The organism is Saliterribacillus persicus, from assembly GCF_003337485.1.
GTDB lineage: Bacteria > Bacillota > Bacilli > Bacillales > Amphibacillaceae > Saliterribacillus > Saliterribacillus persicus.
In genome coordinates this window covers 60,973-79,284 of the sequence record NZ_QPJJ01000011.1, presented here as the reverse complement: position 1 = coordinate 79,284, position 18,312 = coordinate 60,973, and the positions used below count along the sequence as shown (strand labels likewise).

The following is an 18,312-nucleotide window of genomic DNA, read 5'->3' as shown; positions in this document are numbered from 1 at the left end:
TAAACACATACCTATCCATTATTAAAGATTTTATAACCATTTGTAAAGATTTTTCTGCAAAAATTTACACAGAATTTACAAACCACCATTATTATAACAGGAAAGAAAATTAGAAGGTGTTTAAACCTTAAATAAATTCATGATGTCTACACTAAAAAAACTCGCCATTTGGCAAGTTTTTTAGTTAATATTTGTAATATCTGATTTATTAATCCTTAGTATTGTTTACTAATTCTTCAACGAGTATACGAGTTCCATCTACTTGAGTAACCACAACAGGTTTGTCTTTTTCCATCCATCTACCTTCTGAAATGGCACTATACCCTTTACCGTCTATTTCTATTGTACCTATTGGACGCATAGGAGTTATGGTCTTGCCTTCTTTTCCAATTAAATTCTTGTAACCTTGATTCATAGATGAATATCCTCGATCTTCTGTCAGTTGATCAAAAAGTGCAATTTTTGTCCACATCTGTCTCTTTTTAAAAACCTTAAGAAACAATAGTGCTGAAAAGCCACCAATAGCAACACCTAAAACAGCATATAACCCTGCAACCCAGTTCGGTGAACTAAAACCAACAGAAATTATCATTGCTATAGCACCAATTACAGCAAGTGTTCCATCATTTAAAATTTTCCCGTCGATAATGATAAGCATAAGACCAATAATATAAATCATCATCATTATGAAAAACATACTCGGATCTAAATAGGAAGCAAAATATACCGTAATAAAACTTAAACCTAATATACTAAAAATGCCTTTAGCATTAACTAAAACTTCACCAATTAGAAACATCGTTCCTAAACCGACAATAAAAAAGCTCATCCAATCTGCTGTTAATTCCCACATAGTGACCCCTCTTTTCTCTATTCATTATTCCCTATAGTTTATCATACGATTATAGGAATCATTAGGTTTCATTTTTAGTGTACTTAATGTTAAACTACATATGAAGTAATTATGCTTATATGAAGCTACAATTTAATTACTTCTCTATTTATCAAAAACAAATTATACTAATGATGGTAGAACTGAAAAATATTACATTCAGAATAGATCTAAAGGAGCGATTTTGTTTATGGCTTTAACGCATAGAAAAAACACAAGGCCTGTCAAAGTAGGAAATGTTATGGTTGGAGGTAAAAATGAGGTAGTAATTCAGTCAATGACTACTACAAAAACGCATGACATTGAAGCTACAGTTAATGAAATAAATCGATTAGAAGAAGCTGGTTGTCAAATTGTACGAGTAGCTTGTCCAGATGATCGTGCAGCTGAAGCAATCCCTGAAATTAAAAAGCGAATTAATATTCCTCTAGTTGTTGATATACATTTTAATTACCGTCTAGCTTTAAAAGCTATAGAAGGTGGCGCAGATAAGATTAGAATTAACCCAGGGAATATTGGTAAAAGAGATAAAGTCGAAGCAGTTGTAAACGCAGCAAAAGAAAAAGGGATACCTATTCGAATTGGTGTAAATGCTGGTTCGCTTGAAAGACATATCCTTGAGAAGTATGGTTATCCTACTGCTGATGGCATGGTAGAAAGTGCTTTACACCATATTAAAATACTTGAGGATTTAGATTTTCATGACATCGTGGTTTCATTAAAAGCTTCAGATGTAACTCTTGCCATTGAAGCATATGAAAAAGCTGCTGAAGTAATCTCTTATCCACTACACTTAGGAATTACAGAGTCAGGAACACTTTTTGCTGGAAGCATTAAAAGTGCTGCTGGTATGGGAGCAATTTTGAGTAAAGGTATTGGAAGTACAATGAGAATTTCGCTTAGTGCTGATCCAGTGGAAGAAGTTAAAGTTGCCAGAGAATTATTAAAAACATTTGGTTTAGCTTCAAATGCTGCTACTCTTATATCATGCCCAACATGCGGTAGAATCGAGATTGACCTAATAAAAATTGCAAATGAAGTAGAAGAATATATATCTACTATAAAAGCTCCGATTAAAGTAGCCGTATTAGGATGTGCGGTAAATGGTCCTGGCGAAGCACGTGAAGCAGATATAGGAATTGCTGGTGCTAGAGGTGAAGGCTTATTATTCCGACATGGTGAGATTATAAGGAAAGTACCAGAAGAAATTATGGTAGATGAATTGAAAAAAGAAGTAGATAAAATTGCAGAAGAATATCTTAAAAAGCAGGAAGAAGAAGAACAAAAAGTATAAAAAAGAAGCGATGTCCTTATCGGACTCGCTTCTTTTTTATGCCGTTTTAATAAATATGAAATACTTCATTTCAGATAATGAACCCTTACGTTTCGTTATCCCGCACAAGTTTTAAGCTTGCTTAAAGACCCGAGGATCTAGTTCCTTGTACAGTATCGTTATTGGTTAAAAGACCGGATCAAGAAAAATCCAAAAAACAAGTGAAACAATACTTATTCCAATGGCAATATTCCCTATCATTGTGGCACCCTTAGTTCTTGAAATCACTCCTAGTACAATTCCGCCTATAGCCATAACAAGAGGCCAAATAAAAAATGATACAATTGATAAGACTATTCCAATCCATCCATACATGGATATAACATCTTCAGTGCTATCCTCATTCTTATTATAGGCGTTACCCATACCGACTGGGGCCATTTCCTCTGCAAATTCAGCTTCATCTTTTTCTTTTTCTATACGGTTATCATAATCGGGTTGAATTTTAACAGTTCCTGAATTGTTGTTATATTGTGGAGCACGGAAGGCTGTATTTTTATTTTTATCATTATTTTCAGTCATATTCAAAACCTCCTAATTTTATAGTAGCGCATTCTTATTATGGGAATTATCTCGATTAAATTACCAAGAAATTATTAGTAATTATAGAATTTTATATAAATGATTTATTGTTTTATAATACTGACACACAATATTAGTATTAAAATTATCCACAAAAAATTCCCTTATCACATTTAAGCGTGATAAGGGAATTTTTTAATTTGCGAATGCTACAGATTGATGTTTTTCAGCATTTTCTTGGATGGTTTCTGCATAAACACTGTTCGCATGACCATTTTTTAATTTGTATTGCTCTAAACCTGCCATACCACGATGATATGCAGTTAATGCTTCATCCCAATTTTCATATTCATGGTGCAAGAAATCTAAATAAACTAAAGATAATTTCATCGAATAATATGGATCATAAAGTAGTTGTTCTTCATACGGTAGGTCAGCCATATCTGCGATCCAAGGTGCCGTATTTTTCATAAACTGTGCCATCCCATATGCATGGCCATACTTTGTTTCAGGTCCGACTAAATTCGGATCAAATGTGTGCCCTGTTTCAACTTTTAACAATTCATAAACTAAAAATGGATCTATTTCATATTTTTCAGCTTCTTTTACTAAATATAAAGCCCAGGATCGCTGGAAATTTCCATCACTGTCTTTTACAAGCTGTTCTGCTGCATCAAAGTAATCCGGCCATCGATTAAATTCAGTTAATGAAACTTCTTCACTTCCAACGGTTGATTGACTTACCATATAATTTGTTTGCGCTTCTAAGTAGCTTTTTTCCGATTCTAGTTCAACTTTTTCGTCATTAAGCACTTCTAACTTTCCTTCATATTGATTTATAGTTGTATAACTCCAACCGATAATTGCTACAAGCGCAATAGTTAATATGACTATTGCTTTACTTTTCAAGTTAATTACACTCCTTTTTATAGGTGTTTTCGACCTACAGCGATTAATATTAAAGGATTAGAAATATAATTGCAAATAATCCACCTCTGTTATTTAACCGAAAACACACACATTTAAACCTTTTTTTCATAAATTAATAAAAAAGCAAAGGAGAGAATACATGTATTTTATTCAAAAGCAAGTAATAAATAAGATTGAAAATCTAAAAGTTAATGACTTACTTTATCATGCTGATCAATATAAAATTAAACTAAATAAAAGCCAAGCACAACAAATTATAGCGTATCTTCAAAGTCAAAATATTGAAACAATTGATAAAGAAACAATAGAAAATATGTGGAAGGAACTAGCTACCATTACTAATAAAGAAACAGCCAAGCAGTGTCAAAAGATTTTTGACAATTTAATAAAATCATATCACTTGGAAAGCTTTTTCAAATAGTATTAATTCCTTTTTAAAAAATAAATTATATTAAATTGAGGATTTATAGATTAAAATTAAAAAGGTAAGCACCTTTTTTCTTGGTGCTTACCTTTTTATTTATTGGTTCAAAATAATCTCTTTTAACTCAGGGAGAAATTTTGATTCTTTTAACATGTTTATCTCAAACTTATATGGAGGCTTTTTATTTTTCTTATCCTCACCCACATAAGGTGTTTCTAAAATCTTCGGTAAATTTTCAAGTTGTGGATGATGAACAATATGATGCAAAGCTTCAAAACCGATATGACCAAATCCAATATTTTCATGTCGATCTTTATGAGCACCTTGTGGATTTTTACTATCATTCACATGAATTACTTTCAAGCGATCAAGGCCAATAATCTTATCAAATTCATTTAATACCCCATCAAAATCATCTACTACAGAGTAGCCAGCATCATGTATGTGGCATGTATCCAAGCAAATTGATAATTTTTGATTATGTGTCACTCCATCAATGATTTTCGCCAATTCATCGAACGTTCTTCCAATTTCTGAACCCTTACCTGCCATTGTTTCTAATGCAATTTGTACATCTTGTTTAGGATCTAAAACTTCATTCAACCCAGATATGATCTTTTTAGTTCCTTCCTCTACCCCAGCTCCTACATGAGCACCAGGATGTAATACAATTTGCTTCGAACCTATTGCTTCTGTTCGATCAATTTCACTTTTTAAAAAACTCACACCTAATTCAAATGTTTCAGGTTTTGTGGTATTGCCAATATTAATGATGTAGGGGGCATGTACCACCACATCTTGTATGTTATGCTCTTTCATGTGCTTTTGTGCTTCTTCTATATTAAGCTCTTCGATTGGTTTTCTACGCGTATTTTGCGGTGCTCCAGTGTAAATCATGAGAGCAGTAGAACCATAGGAAACTGCTTCCTCACTAGAACCTAACAACATTTTTTTACCACTCATCGAAACGTGAGATCCTATTTTCAACATACTTTCCCCTACTTTCTTTATCTCTTATTAAAGCTTTTTTTAATGATTTTTTTCTTTGCTTTTGCTTGTTCATATTTCATTTTTCTTTTATATCCAGGCTTTACTTTTTTAGGTCTTTTCACTTTTTTCCAAGCATCTTTTTCGATATCTGTTTCTGCTCTTTTTCGCTTTGTTCTTTCATTCCATGCTTTAACTTCCTGCCATTCGCCTTTTACAATATCGTAGAATTCAAAGTTTAAACCTTTTTTTTCTAATTGTTTTACAAGAGGTAGATCTTCTTCAGTATACAAATTAATTGCCATACCTTCCATTCCAGCACGGGCAGTTCTACCAACGCGATGCACATAGAAATCGTCTTCCCTAGGTAGCTCTGCATTAATGACGTGACTTACACCTTTAATATCTATACCTCTCGCCGCTAAATCAGTAGCTACAATATACTGATATTTAAGCTGCTGAATATCCTTTAATACACGTTTTCTTTCTCTTTGATCCAACCCTCCATGAATTAAACCAACATCCATTCCTTTTTCAGTTAATTCTCTAGCTAGTGTATCTGCCTGTTCTTTCCCATTAGTAAATATAATCGCAAGATATGGTTGAATAACAGTTGAAATCTTCTTAATAACACTTGCTTTATCTCGATGCTTTAATGGAATTAAACGGTGCTCCATTTTTTCAGGTGCTAACTGGTCATTCATTTGAAAAAATGTAGGATTTGATAGATATTTTTTCAAAAATGGTTGCAGTTTTTCTGGGATTGTAGCTGAGAATACTAATAATTGAAGATTAGGATTTGTTCTAACAAGCATCTCGTCTACTTCTTGAATAAGTCCCAGATCTAACATTAAATCAGCTTCATCTATAACAAAAGATTTTGATTTAAATATATCTAGTGAGCCTTCTTTTATCATGGAAAGTAATCTTCCTGGTGTTCCAACCACAATATGCGGTTGTTCCTTCATTTTACCTACCACTCTTTTTTTATCTGTGCCACCAATTAACAATTTGGGTACCCAAACTTGCTCTTTATCTGCTAGAAAAATAATTTTTTTGATTTCTTCATATATTTGTGCAGCTAATTCTCTAGTAGGAGCTGTGACGACAATTTGTACTTCCTTTTTACTTTCATTAATGTTATTTATTAATGGAATTAAATACGAATGTGTTTTTCCAGACCCGGTTTCTGATTGTCCAATAATATTCTTATGCTTTAGCGCTTCAGGAATCACTTTCGTTTGAATCGGAGTTGGTTCTTTAAACCCCAAATTCGTAATAACATCTAACATCCAAGGATTTAAAGCATACTGTTTAAATGATCGTTTGTTTTCCATAACTATCTCCTTTTTTTCCGTGGTGACCTCTCACCTTTATTTAGGTTTCCTTATTATCTATCACCAATTTTCATCCAATTAAAACAATATAATTTCTTTGTCTTTCTGTTTCATAAGCTTTATAATGAAAGTAATGTGCATTTAATTAAGTTACCAACTTATATTTTACTTGATAGATACTTGAAAGTACAGAGGGGGAAACATAATGGAAGTAATTAAAATAGCACCGCGAGGATATTGTTATGGTGTAGTTGATGCAATGGTGATTGCGCAAAACGCTTTACGGGATCCCAATTTGCCTCGGCCAATTTATATATTAGGAATGATTGTTCATAATTCACATGTTACAAAAGCATTTAATGAGCAAGGTGTCTATACTCTAGATGGAAAAAATCGCGCTGAATTATTAAATGACATTCATGAAGGAACGGTAATTTTCACAGCACATGGGGTGTCACCTGAAGTAAAGGTTACAGCTGAAGAGAAAGGATTAACAGTATTAGACGCTACCTGTCCTGATGTAACTAGAACGCACGACTTAATTAGAGAAAAAGTAAGCGAAGGATATGAAATCGTATATATTGGAAAGAAAAATCATCCAGAACCTGAAGGAGCGGTTGGTGTTGCTCCAGGTCATGTATTCCTTGTTGAGACAGAAGACGATGTAAGAGAATTAAACCTCACTAGTGACAAAGTTCTCGTAACAAATCAAACAACGATGAGTCAATGGGATGTATATGACGTGATGCAACTGGTTAAAGAAAGATTTCCTCAAACCGAAATGGTACAAGAAATTTGTATGGCTACCCAAGTAAGACAGGAAGCAGTTTCTGAGCAAGCGAAAGATGCGGACCTTACACTAGTTGTAGGTGATCCTAGAAGTAATAACTCTAACCGATTAGCGCAGGTTTCAATTGAAATTGCGGGTACACAAGCATATCGCATAGCTGATGTTACAGAGATTCAGTTAGACTGGTTAAAAGGTGTCGACACAGTAGCTATTACAGCTGGCGCCTCTACTCCTACACCTATAACTAAAGAAGTAATAAGATTTATCGAACAATACAATCCATCTGATTCTGATACATGGGATCTAACTACAAAAGTTGGAAAAGATAAAATATTACCAAAAGTTAAAGCTAAAGCTAAGTAAAATTTTACGTTTATTAAAATATTTTCAATTTTAAAAAAGCCGCCATTTATCAATTGGCGGCTTTTCATTGTAAAAAGTACTTATTTTATGAATTTAAACGGCTCTGTTGATATATTTGAAATTGAAAAATTTAAGGTGGATAAATTTTCTTGGAAATATCCCTCTAAATATCTTTTTGTGCTTTCTTTCATTACTTCTTCCACATGATGACCAGGATCAATTAAATTTAATCCAAGTTCTTCCGCATCTTGTGCGTCATGATAACTTAGATCTCCAGTAATATATAAATCCACCTTTCTTCTAACCGCATCTTGAATAAAACCTTTTCCACTTCCTCCAACTATAGCAATTGAACTTATTTTATTCGAAGGATCTCCAACATAACGGAGGTTTGGAACATCTAATTTATCTTTTACATATTCTGCTATTTCTTTTAATGAAAGAACCTCGGGAAGTACTGTAAGTCTCCCTATTCCACTCACCTTACCTTTTCTTTCTAAAACAATAAGATCATAGGCCATTTCTTCATATGGATGAGCTTTTTCTGCAGCTTTTATAATATAATTTAATTGGGATTCTGTGATAATCGTTTCTACTTTCGTTTCATTTACAGCTTGAATTTTATTTTCTTCACCGATATAAGGGTTTGCATCCTCTAATGGCTTAAATGAGCTCAGCCCTCTCGCTTCAAAAGTACAATCACTATAATTCCCTATGGACCCAGCACCAGCTTTTCCTAGTGCTTGTTTTACATCATTTAAATGGGGATCAGGGACAAAAATACTTAATTTATATAATTTTTCACTTTTGGTCGGGATTAACACATCTGTTACTTCTAAATCAAGTTTCTCCATCAACATATCATTTACACCACCATCTGCTATATCAAGATTTGTGTGAGCAGTATAGACACTAATATTATGATCGATTAATTTTTTAATAACCTTACCTTTTGGTTCTGTAAAATTAATCTCAGTTAAAGGCTGGAAAAATAACGGATGATGGGAAATAATCAAATTAATATCATTAGCTATTGCTTCATCTACTACTTTCTCTATAACATCTAGTGTAATCATTACATTTTTAACCACTGCATCTTTATCACCAAGTTGTAAACCAACATTATCCCAGTCGTATGCTAATTCTTGCGGAGCCCACTCTTCCATTGCCGCTATAATATCGCTAACTTTTAAGTTAAACATCATTAAGCACCTCTTTTATTAAAGCTTGTCTTTTTTTAAAAGCTCTTATTTTCTCTATTTCTATTTCCTTTCCTTTTTCTAATTGTCTTAATATATTACTTATCTTTTCCTCTTCCCTTATCCATTTCTTTTTAAAAGCTTCATTTTTCTTTTTTAATAAGAACGGTCCAAAAAGATAATCACTTTCATTTATATTCTCATTATACTTAGTAGGATACTCACATTTAATTGCTACTAATATTTCATAAATATGGCCGTCCTCTTCTATTATTTCTTCATCAATCAAATCATAACTATTTTCACCTAGCCAATTTCTTATTAAATGTGCATCTAAATTAGGTTGCAGAATTAAGCGATCTATCTTATGTAATAAATGTTTTCTTTCATTTAAGATTGCTGTTATTAGTTTTCCACCCATGCCTGCAATTGTTATTTGTTCCACAGCTGTTCCTTCAATAACCTCAAGTCCATTTCCTTTTCGAACAGAAATCCTATCTTCTAATCCATAGTCCTTCACAGTTTTAATCGCTTGATGGAAAGGACCTTCATTTATTTCCCCTGCGATGGCTTTAGCATCATAATACTCTGAGCAAACATAACAAGGTAAATACGCATGATCTGAGCCGATATCAGCAAAAAAAATGGGTTTCTCTAGATATGATGCTACTACCTTTAATCGTTTAGATAACAACTTGTATCCTCCTCGTGCATTTATTCCTACAGTATATATTAAATTTTATCTCACTAAAAATAAAACAAAGCACTCTGGATCACCAGAATGCTCTGTAAAATACTTATTATTGTTTTTCTGCTAACCATGCAGCTAATATTTCAGCTTCTTCAGCAGGAACTAAACCGCCTGGCATTGCTGTACCTTCAATACCATTATTAATAATGTCTAAAATTTCTTCTTCTGAATACTTACTCCCTACATCTTGTAAGGATGGGCCCGAGCCACCTTCTAAGTCTCCACCGTGACACCCTATACAGCTCTGTACAATTTCTTCAGGGTCTGAATTTACAGCCTCTTCCGTTTGCTCTCCGCCTTCTTCTGCAGTTTCAATTTTATCTTGTTGATCTAGCCCAACTACTGCAAATACAATCATAGCTAGAATACCTAATACTGCAATAAGTGCAAATGGTATTATTGGATTTCTTTTCATATGGTATATCCTCCTTATGTATTACATCTAATAAATAATATCAGAAAAATTAATAGCCATTTTGATAATAAACAAACAACTTTAATACATAGTTCTTTTATTTTATTATCCATTAATGGTTGAATACTATATCATTATATCAAACCTATCACTATTTTACTCTAAATATATACTTTCTGAAAGAAAAAGTATCAAAAATGAACAGAAGAATATTATATTATGTATATTATAAAAATAACAAGGGTAATCAACAGCGTAATAACGGCTACTAATTTAACATACTTGTCATTTTTTTTCTTTGCTAAAAACCACCAAGAAGTTGCCTGCAACGTAACCATTAGAAATAATAATAAATTATTATGGAGATACGTATTAATATATAATACTGTTGCTAACAAAATGGTATATAGAAATATTATATAAGAAAAGGAATGTTGCAATTTAGGAATCGTTTGAATATACTTGTATGTTCCATAAGATAACAGAATAGCGATCGACATACTAATTAATGACATAACTCCACTTAAATTCATTAATAGTACAATAAATGGACCAAACAATAACAGGCTATTTAGAAAATACAAAATAAGATGAAATGGTGTACTTGTCTTCTCTTTTTCCTCTTTAACATCACCTTCTGTATAAAGGGCAAGAAGAAAATCACAATAATGTTCTGGAAGTAATTTAGAGGCTTTCCAGTGTTTAATTTCATCAATTATTATATCTTTTTTGTTTTCCTCTTCCATTGCCTCATCTCCATCTTGTATCTATCTATAATGAATTATAGCAAGTTTCTAACTATACTTGTATACTAAATGAAAAATAAATATATATGCTACATAAATTCTTTTAAAAGTAACAAAAGGTGCAATCAACTCAACGACTGCACCTTTATTAATACTATTCTAAAAAGTCCTTTAGACGTTTACTTCTGCTTGGATGTCTCAATTTCCTTAAAGCCTTTGCTTCAATTTGACGAATACGTTCACGAGTAACACCAAAGACCTTACCTACTTCTTCTAATGTTCTAGTTCTGCCATCATCTAGACCAAATCGTAAACGAAGCACATTTTCTTCTCTATCTGTTAAAGTATCTAAGACATCTTCTAATTGTTCTTTTAACAATTCATATGCAGCATGATCAGATGGTGAGGTTGCTTCTTGATCTTCTATAAAATCACCTAAATGAGAGTCATCTTCTTCCCCAATTGGTGTTTCTAAAGAAACTGGTTCTTGTGCAATTTTAAGAATTTCTCTTACTTTATCAGGAGTGAGATCCATTTCTTTTGCTATTTCTTCAGGTGCTGGCTCTCTTCCTAAATCTTGTAATAACTGACGTTGCACACGGATTAGTTTATTAATCGTTTCGACCATATGAACAGGGATACGAATAGTTCTAGCTTGGTCTGCAATTGCTCGAGTGATAGCTTGTCTAATCCACCAAGTGGCATACGTACTAAATTTATAGCCTTTTCTATGATCAAATTTTTCTACGGCTTTAATTAAACCCATATTTCCTTCTTGAATTAGATCTAAGAACAACATACCTCTACCCACATATCTTTTAGCAATGCTCACAACAAGTCTTAAATTGGCTTCTGCTAGGCGTTTTTTCGCGTAATCTTCGCCTTCTTCAATACGTTTGGCCAAATCAATCTCTTCTGCTGCAGAAAGTAGGTCAACTCTCCCTATTTCTTTTAAATACATACGAACAGGATCATTTATCTTAATTCCTAGTGGAACACTAAGATCATTTAGATCAAATTCCTCTTCCTTTGAAAGTTGTTGCATACTTGGATCATGTTCTGAATCCCCTATAATTTCTACACCCTGTTCCCCAAGAAATTCATAGAATTCATCCATTTGATCTGATTCCAATTCAAAATTAGATAAGCGTTCTGCAACTTCCTCATATGCTAGAACACCTCTTTTTTTACCAAGTTCTAATAACTGGTCTTTCGCTTGCTCAAGCGTTAGATCAGTATCTTTTGAACGAGATGGCTTGTTATTTGCCATTTGTGCCCCTCCTTCCAATTCCTACAAAAACCTTTTAAAACTAATTTTTCATTTCTTTTTTTATACGAAGAATTTCCATAGCTAGTTCTGCCGCTTTTATTGGATCATTTTGACGTTCGGCATTTTTTTGTAACTGGATCAATTCTTTGATTCGCTGATTTTCATCTTGCTCTGATTTAATCAATCGTATATAATCATCAATTTCCTGCTCGCTAATCTCCCACTCCATAAAATCCATCGAAAGTTCAACCACTAGTTTTCGAATAGCTTCATCTTCAAATGAAGCTAAAAACTGACTAACATTCGCTTCATGTCCATTTTCATAAAAACCATACAGGTAAGTCGCTATTACTTTATGGTCATCTATATTAAATGAAACACCAAGATCATTTCTAACTTGCTCAGCAATTGTATGATCTTGTAACATATATTTTAATAATTGTCTCTCAGCATTTACATATGCTGGTAATAACTTCTTTCTTTTTCTTGATTTCTGTTGGTTTATTTCTTTAGTATGACCGGTTTGACTATGTTTATCCGGTATTGCCTTATTATTGGTTCGCATTCGAGACTTTAATTCTTCCGTTAGAACTTCCATAGAAATATTATATTCATTTACAAGTTCATTCATATAATATTCTCTTTCAATTGGTTTTTCTAACTTAGCAATTTCATCCATTACTCGTTCAATGTACTGAATTCGATCTCCTTCTTGATGAAGCTTAAAATCTTTTTTAAAATAATCGATCATAAAAGCCATATAGGTTTTACCAGCTTCTATCACATCATTTTTAAATTTATCAGCTCCATAATCCTTTATAAAATCATCTGGATCTAATCCGTAAGGTAATGCAGCAATTTTTACATTGCAACCGTATTTCATGAGTAATTGGCTAGCTTTATAGGTAGCTTCTAATCCTGCATCATCACCATCATAACAAAGTAATACAGTATCAACATATCTACGTAGTAGCCTCGCCTGGGTGTCGGTTAGGGAAGTACCAAGTGTTGCTATCCCATTAGAAACATCTGCTTGATAGGCAGCTATAACATCAGCATATCCTTCAAATAATACAGCTACACCTTCTTTTCGAATAGAACTTCTAGCTAAATCAAAATTGTAAAAAAGCTTACCTTTTTGGAATAAACTTGATTCAGCACTATTTAAATATTTAGGCTCTTGATGTGTAATGGTTCTACCACCAAACCCTATACATTTTCCAATATGATTTCGAATTGGGAATATAATTCTACCTTGAAACCGATCATAGTATTCATCGCGATCATTTACAGCTAAAAGACCCGCTTTTACCATAGTTTGACGGTGATATCCCTTTTTTTCTAAAAATTCAGCTATAAATTCTTTCGCATGTGGGGAAAAACCCAATTGGAACTTTTCAATAGTTTGATCTGTAAATCCCCGTTCTTTTAAATATTTAAGCCCATCTTTACCATCTTTGGAATGATAAAGTAAATGATGATACAATTTTGAAAGCCACTGATATGCTTCAAGAATTTGGTTTGCTTCATCTGACTGATTACTTTCGCTAGATGTAGATATTTGAGGTAACTGTTTTCCAGCTTTTTCTGCTAAAAGTCTTAAGGCCTGCCCAAAGCTATACCCTTCCATTTCCATGATAAACGTATATACATTTCCACCTTTTCCACAACCAAAGCAATGAAATATCTGCTTATCCTGGGTAACAGAAAAGGAAGGTGTGTTTTCTGAATGAAAAGGACATAATCCAAAATAATTTCTGCCTTGCTTTTTCAACTGGACATACTCACCAACAACATCCACGATATCAATGGAACTTCGAATTTCTTCAACTAACTGATCAGAAATTCTTTCAACCATATTTAAACACCGCACCTCATAATAATATAATTCGATTTAGAGTAGTGAAAATCCTGCAAAAATCGACATTTTTTTTATTTTTCTTAATAAAAAAAGAATTTCCTATAAATGTAATACCTCAAATAGCTATATAATAAACTTACTACAGGTTATGTCTGATTGGTATAAAAGCAGAATATCCTTAAGAAAAAAGGAATATACGTAATATTCTACAAAAAACTCCAAATCCCTGCTAATCGATGAAAATTTAATAACTTCGTTTTTATAAAAAGAGTGATTTAAGTTTAATTCTTTTATACACAAAAATTAATTATAATATAATTTGAGGTAAATTACTAATATTTAGTTTAAGAGTATTCATCGTAAAGCCATTTTATACATTCCAAGAGGATTGATGTATCATTTGTAATATTAAATTAGCTGTTTCCTCTACTGCTTTATTGGAAACATCAATTACTGGACAGTTTAATTGATTAATAATACGCTCAAAAAATTCAATTTCTTCTTTAATTCGAACCATATTTGCGTAGCTTGCTTTATCATCAAGTCCCAGACTTTTTAATCTTTCTTTACGTATTCCGTTTAACTTTTCTGGACTAATTTTTAAACCAATACACTTATGAGCTGGTAACTTAAATAAATTTGCTGGTGGTTCTACTTCAGGAACAATTGGTACATTTGCGACTTTTAATTTCTTATGGGCTAAATATTGTGATAAAGGTGTTTTAGAAGTTCTAGATACACCTATTAAAACAATATCTGCTTGTTCAATCCCTCTAGGATCACGACCGTCGTCATATCTGACCGCAAATTCTATCGCTTCTACTCTTCGAAAATAATCTTCATCAAGCTTATGGATTAAACCAGGCTCTTCTTTAGCATGTGTGTTAAATTTTCGTTCCATTGCTTCAAGCATAGGTCCCATAATATCAACACATTCTATATTTTTTTCTGCTGCTTCCTTTTTTAAAAAACCTCTAAATTCAGGATTTACTAGTGTAAAGCCGATCATTGCACCTAATTGCTTCGCATGATAAACTGCCCCACGCAAAACCTCAATATTTTCAACATATGGAATACGGTATAATTCATATTCATTTTCATTCATAAATTGACTTAATGCAGCCTTTATTACAAATTCTGCTGTTTCACCAACAGAATCTGAAACCACATAAATGATTGCTTTTGACATGATTTACACCGCACTCCTTCCATGTTTAAACATTATTTTTGCTGCTTCCATTGTACTTTTGTTAAATCAGCAAAAGCATTAATTCCTTTTGCAATTTCCGTTAAAAGGTTTAAACGATTTAATCTAATAGCATTATTTTCAGTCATCACCATTGTATCTTCAAAAAATTCATGGATAGAGTTAGTTAATTCGCTCAGCGTGTTTAATGCTTCTGAAGCTTGAAGATTTTCTAATTGATTATAATATTTGGGTTTAATTTCAGTCCATTTATTATAAAGCTGTTCCTCTTCTTTATTTTCAAATAAAGTGTTATCAATGTTAGAAGGTGATTCATTTTTCTTTGCTATATTTAAAACACGAACAAATGCTTCTTGCTTTTCCTTGAAGGCTTCCTCTGTACGTCTTTTTCTTAGTATTTGTGCTTTTTCCACCATAAAGGAAATGTTACCTAACTCGCTGCTAATTAATGCTTCTGTTAAGTCAGTTGAAACTCCTAATTCCTTTAGAATATAGGCAGTGCGAGCTTTAAAGAAGGAAACTAAATCTTGAACTACAGCCTCTTTATTAGTCAACTCAATTCCTTGCTCTATCAAAATTTCTTTGACTTCAATTAATAAATTTTCTAGCGAAAAGTCCCAATCGTATTCTTTCACTATTTCAAGAACACCTAATGCTTGTCTTCGTAGCGCATATGGATCCTGTGACCCTGAAGGAATCAGACCTATTGCAAAACAGCCTACAATCGTATCTAGCTTATCGGCAACACTAATGATCGCTCCAAGTGTGGACTCTGGAAGATTATCATTTGCATGTCGTGGAAGATAATGCTCAACAATAGCTTTCGCTACAGCAGGATCTTCTCCATGTATTAGTGCATATTTTTCCCCCATAATACCTTGCAGTTCTGTAAACTCATTCACCATATTGGTGACTAAATCAAATTTATAGATGCTTGCCGCTCGTTCAGCTTGCATTATTTTTTGTGGTGTAAGTTCAAGTCGTTCAGCAATTAATCTTGTTATTTTTTTTACTCTTTCTGTTTTATCACCAATAGTACCCAGTTTTTCCTGAAATACTGTCTTATTTAGCTTCGTGACGTTGGTTTCTATTTCCTGCTTTTGGTCTTCATCATAAAAAAATTGAGCATCTGCTAACCTTGCTCGCAGAACTTTTTCATTACCTTTTGCTACATTTTTAATCGCATGGTCATCCCCGTTTCGAACAAATACAAAAAACGGAAGTAGGCCTCCACTTAACGATTCAACTGGAAAATATCTTTGGTGCTCTTGCATGGAAGTAATTAATACTTCACTTGGAATATCTAAAAACTTTTCATCGAAGGTTCCATATGAGGCTGTAGGAAATTCAACTAAATGAGTAACTTCATTAAGTAACCCTCTTTCTACTTTTACCTTCCAACCTTTTTCTTTTTCTAACTGTTCAATTTGATCAGTAATCATTTCTTGTCTTTCTTCAGCTGAAGCAATGACATGAGCTTCTCTAAGTTTTTCAACATACATTTTACTATCATCTATTCTAATTTCACCTGATAAAAAACGGTGTCCATATGAAATGTTAGAGGTTTTCACGCCAACAATTTCAAATGGGATTACTTGTGTATTCTTCATAGCAACAAGCCATTTGATAGGTCGAATATAACGCAAGGTTTGATTGGACCATCTCATATTTTTAGGAAACTGAATACCAAGAATAATTTTTTTAAAATCAACTAATAATTCATCCGTTGACTGGCCCTCTATAAATTTTTTCACAAAAACATAATTAGTTCCCTTTACCTCTTTAAAATAGATATCATCTACTGTTTTCCCTTGACCCTTTGAAAATCCAATAGCAGCTTTGGACCAAGAACCATCTTCATTTAATGCTATTTTTTCAGCAGGGCCTTTTGCTTCTTCTTCTATATCTGGTTGTTTCTCAGCTATATTTTCAATTGTGACCGCAAATCTTCTAGGTGTAATATACGTATTTAATTTGGTATAAGTGAGTCTTAAAGATGATAGCCATTCCTTTGTATTTTTTTCTAATTGTTGTTCAACATCATTTAGAAAGCGGGCAGGCATTTCTTCTAAACCAACTTCAAATAACACATGTGATTTAGTCATTATTTTTTTCTCCTTTCAACATCGGAAAACCTAGTCGTTCTCTTTCTTCGACATACAATTTCGCAATTTCTCTTGCTAAATTCCGTACTCTTGCAATATAGCCTGTTCTTTCTGTTACTGAAATCACACCTTTAGCATCTAACAGATTAAAGGTATGAGAACACTTAAGCACATAATCATACGCAGGGAAAACTAATCCACTTTCCATTATTCTTTTCGCTTCTTTTTCGTATATATTAAATAATTCAAATAACATATCTGTATCTGACTCTTTAAAAGTATAAGTGGAATGTTCAAATTCAGGTTGATAAAAAATATCACCTACACTAACACCATTTGTCCACTCTAATTCAAATACATTCTCTTTATCTTGGATATATGAAGCTAATCTTTCTATACCATAAGTTATTTCAACAGCTACAGGGTTAGCCTCAAGACCACCGATTTGTTGAAAATAAGTAAATTGAGTAATTTCCATACCATCTAACCAGACTTCCCACCCAAGGCCAGCTGCACCTAATGTAGGGTTCTCCCAGTTGTCTTCTACAAATCGAATATCATGCTCTAAAGGATCTATTCCTAATTTTTTTAGTGAGTCTAAATATAACTCTTGTATATTGTCTGGTGAAGGTTTCATAATCACTTGAAATTGATGATGCTGGTATAACCTATTGGGATTTTGACCATACCTTCCATCTGCTGGTCTTCTTGAAGGTTCAACATAAGCTACATTCCATGGCTCTGGGCCCAAACTACGTAATAAAGTCATCGGTGACATGGTTCCTGCGCCTTTTTCGACGTCATACGCTTGCATTAAAATACAATTTTGATCAGACCAATGCTTTTGTAAAATAAGTATCATTTCTTGTATATTCATTCTTTTACCTCCATTAAATTTTTCCTATATGTAACTGGTGACTAAAAATCCTTAGTAATTAAGGTAATTTTCCTTAATCTTTAAACAATAAATCGTTTGATTCAATCATAGTTCTTTTTCTTAAACAACATTTTCGAGTTGTACAACCAAAAAACCCGTCCCTATGTTTTTCTACTTTATTTGTAGAAAAACATAGGGACGGGTTTTATTCCGCGGTTCCACCCTATTTGTTATTCTTAAGAATAACCACTTTCATTACAATTGCTCCAGAGCGCCTTCCTAATCTTCTTAATACTCAGCTTC

At 32.9% G+C, this 18,312-nt stretch carries 17 protein-coding genes and 1 other annotated feature (1 of these 18 only partly in view); of the genes, 3 read left to right on the top strand and 14 right to left on the bottom strand.

Translation table 11 applies throughout. The annotated features are described in order from the left end of the window. Nucleotides 1-208: 208 nt before the first annotated feature. Nucleotides 209-853 (bottom strand): NfeD family protein, encoded by a 645-nt coding sequence (locus DFR57_RS13000; protein ID WP_114353646.1) that lies wholly within the window; start codon nucleotides 851-853, stop codon nucleotides 209-211. Between the two features lie 229 nt (nucleotides 854-1,082). On the opposite strand from DFR57_RS13000, the gene ispG reads away from it, so the two are divergent. Beyond that, nucleotides 1,083-2,186, top strand: coding sequence for a flavodoxin-dependent (E)-4-hydroxy-3-methylbut-2-enyl-diphosphate synthase (gene ispG / locus DFR57_RS12995; protein WP_114353645.1), 1,104 nt, complete (start codon nucleotides 1,083-1,085; stop codon nucleotides 2,184-2,186). Nucleotides 2,187-2,351: 165 nt separating this feature from the next. On the opposite strand, the gene DFR57_RS12990 is transcribed toward ispG, so the two are convergent. Both DFR57_RS12990 and DFR57_RS12985 read right to left on the bottom strand, forming a co-directional pair. Next, nucleotides 2,352-2,747 (bottom strand): hypothetical protein, encoded by a 396-nt coding sequence (locus DFR57_RS12990; RefSeq protein ID WP_114353644.1) that lies wholly within the window; start codon nucleotides 2,745-2,747, stop codon nucleotides 2,352-2,354. A gap of 195 nt (nucleotides 2,748-2,942) precedes the next feature. Next, nucleotides 2,943-3,656 (bottom strand): lytic transglycosylase domain-containing protein, encoded by a 714-nt coding sequence (locus DFR57_RS12985; protein WP_170132983.1) that lies wholly within the window; start codon nucleotides 3,654-3,656, stop codon nucleotides 2,943-2,945. Nucleotides 3,657-3,816: 160 nt separating this feature from the next. On the opposite strand from DFR57_RS12985, the gene DFR57_RS12980 reads away from it, so the two are divergent. After that, nucleotides 3,817-4,098 (top strand): DUF2624 family protein, encoded by a 282-nt coding sequence (locus tag DFR57_RS12980; protein WP_114353643.1) that lies wholly within the window; start codon nucleotides 3,817-3,819, stop codon nucleotides 4,096-4,098. 99 nt (nucleotides 4,099-4,197) lie between these two features. Here the strand turns inward: DFR57_RS12980 and DFR57_RS12975 are convergent, their stop codons facing one another. After that, nucleotides 4,198-5,091, bottom strand: coding sequence for a deoxyribonuclease IV (locus DFR57_RS12975; protein ID WP_114353642.1), 894 nt, complete (start codon nucleotides 5,089-5,091; stop codon nucleotides 4,198-4,200). A 17-nt stretch (nucleotides 5,092-5,108) separates the two neighbouring features. Further along, on the bottom strand, nucleotides 5,109-6,425 hold the full coding sequence (locus DFR57_RS12970; protein WP_114353641.1) for a DEAD/DEAH box helicase: 1,317 nt from the start codon (nucleotides 6,423-6,425) through the stop codon (nucleotides 5,109-5,111). Between the two features lie 205 nt (nucleotides 6,426-6,630). On the opposite strand from DFR57_RS12970, the gene DFR57_RS12965 reads away from it, so the two are divergent. After that, nucleotides 6,631-7,578 carry a 4-hydroxy-3-methylbut-2-enyl diphosphate reductase gene (locus DFR57_RS12965; RefSeq protein WP_114353640.1) on the top strand — a complete coding sequence of 316 codons (948 nt, stop codon included), beginning with the start codon at nucleotides 6,631-6,633 and terminating at the stop codon, nucleotides 7,576-7,578. Nucleotides 7,579-7,658: 80 nt separating this feature from the next. On the opposite strand, the gene DFR57_RS12960 is transcribed toward DFR57_RS12965, so the two are convergent. The 9 genes from DFR57_RS12960 to glyQ all read right to left on the bottom strand — a co-directional run bounded on the left by DFR57_RS12960 (nucleotide 7,659) and on the right by glyQ (nucleotide 18,009). After that, nucleotides 7,659-8,780, bottom strand: coding sequence for a Nif3-like dinuclear metal center hexameric protein (locus DFR57_RS12960; protein ID WP_342768842.1), 1,122 nt, complete (start codon nucleotides 8,778-8,780; stop codon nucleotides 7,659-7,661). Continuing rightward, on the bottom strand, nucleotides 8,773-9,471 hold the full coding sequence (locus tag DFR57_RS12955; protein ID WP_114353638.1) for a tRNA (adenine(22)-N(1))-methyltransferase: 699 nt from the start codon (nucleotides 9,469-9,471) through the stop codon (nucleotides 8,773-8,775). The genes DFR57_RS12960 and DFR57_RS12955 overlap by 8 nt, the downstream gene beginning before the upstream one ends. Before the next feature lie 106 nt (nucleotides 9,472-9,577). Beyond that, nucleotides 9,578-9,943, bottom strand: a complete 366-nt coding sequence (gene cccA, locus DFR57_RS12950; protein WP_114353637.1) for a cytochrome c550 — start codon at nucleotides 9,941-9,943, stop codon at nucleotides 9,578-9,580. Between the two features lie 212 nt (nucleotides 9,944-10,155). Next, nucleotides 10,156-10,689: a hypothetical protein gene (locus DFR57_RS12945; RefSeq protein ID WP_114353636.1), complete on the bottom strand. Its 534-nt coding sequence runs from the start codon at nucleotides 10,687-10,689 to the stop codon at nucleotides 10,156-10,158. Nucleotides 10,690-10,843: 154 nt separating this feature from the next. Next, nucleotides 10,844-11,959: an RNA polymerase sigma factor RpoD gene (gene rpoD / locus DFR57_RS12940; protein WP_114353635.1), complete on the bottom strand. Its 1,116-nt coding sequence runs from the start codon at nucleotides 11,957-11,959 to the stop codon at nucleotides 10,844-10,846. 40 nt (nucleotides 11,960-11,999) lie between these two features. Continuing rightward, entirely contained in the window at nucleotides 12,000-13,817 is a 1,818-nt protein-coding gene (dnaG, locus tag DFR57_RS12935) for a DNA primase (protein WP_114353634.1), read from the bottom strand. Between the two features lie 373 nt (nucleotides 13,818-14,190). Next, complete coding sequence (locus DFR57_RS12930) at nucleotides 14,191-15,009, bottom strand: pyruvate, water dikinase regulatory protein (protein ID WP_114353633.1); 819 nt, start codon at nucleotides 15,007-15,009, stop codon at nucleotides 14,191-14,193. Between the two features lie 32 nt (nucleotides 15,010-15,041). Further along, nucleotides 15,042-17,132: a glycine--tRNA ligase subunit beta gene (gene glyS, locus DFR57_RS12925; protein WP_114353632.1), complete on the bottom strand. Its 2,091-nt coding sequence runs from the start codon at nucleotides 17,130-17,132 to the stop codon at nucleotides 15,042-15,044. After that, nucleotides 17,125-18,009 carry a glycine--tRNA ligase subunit alpha gene (gene glyQ, locus DFR57_RS12920; RefSeq protein WP_114353631.1) on the bottom strand — a complete coding sequence of 295 codons (885 nt, stop codon included), beginning with the start codon at nucleotides 18,007-18,009 and terminating at the stop codon, nucleotides 17,125-17,127. Before glyQ ends, glyS begins: the two co-directional genes overlap by 8 nt. Nucleotides 18,010-18,200: 191 nt before the next feature. Next, nucleotides 18,201-18,312, bottom strand: a binding site (T-box leader) (it continues 60 nt past the right edge of the window).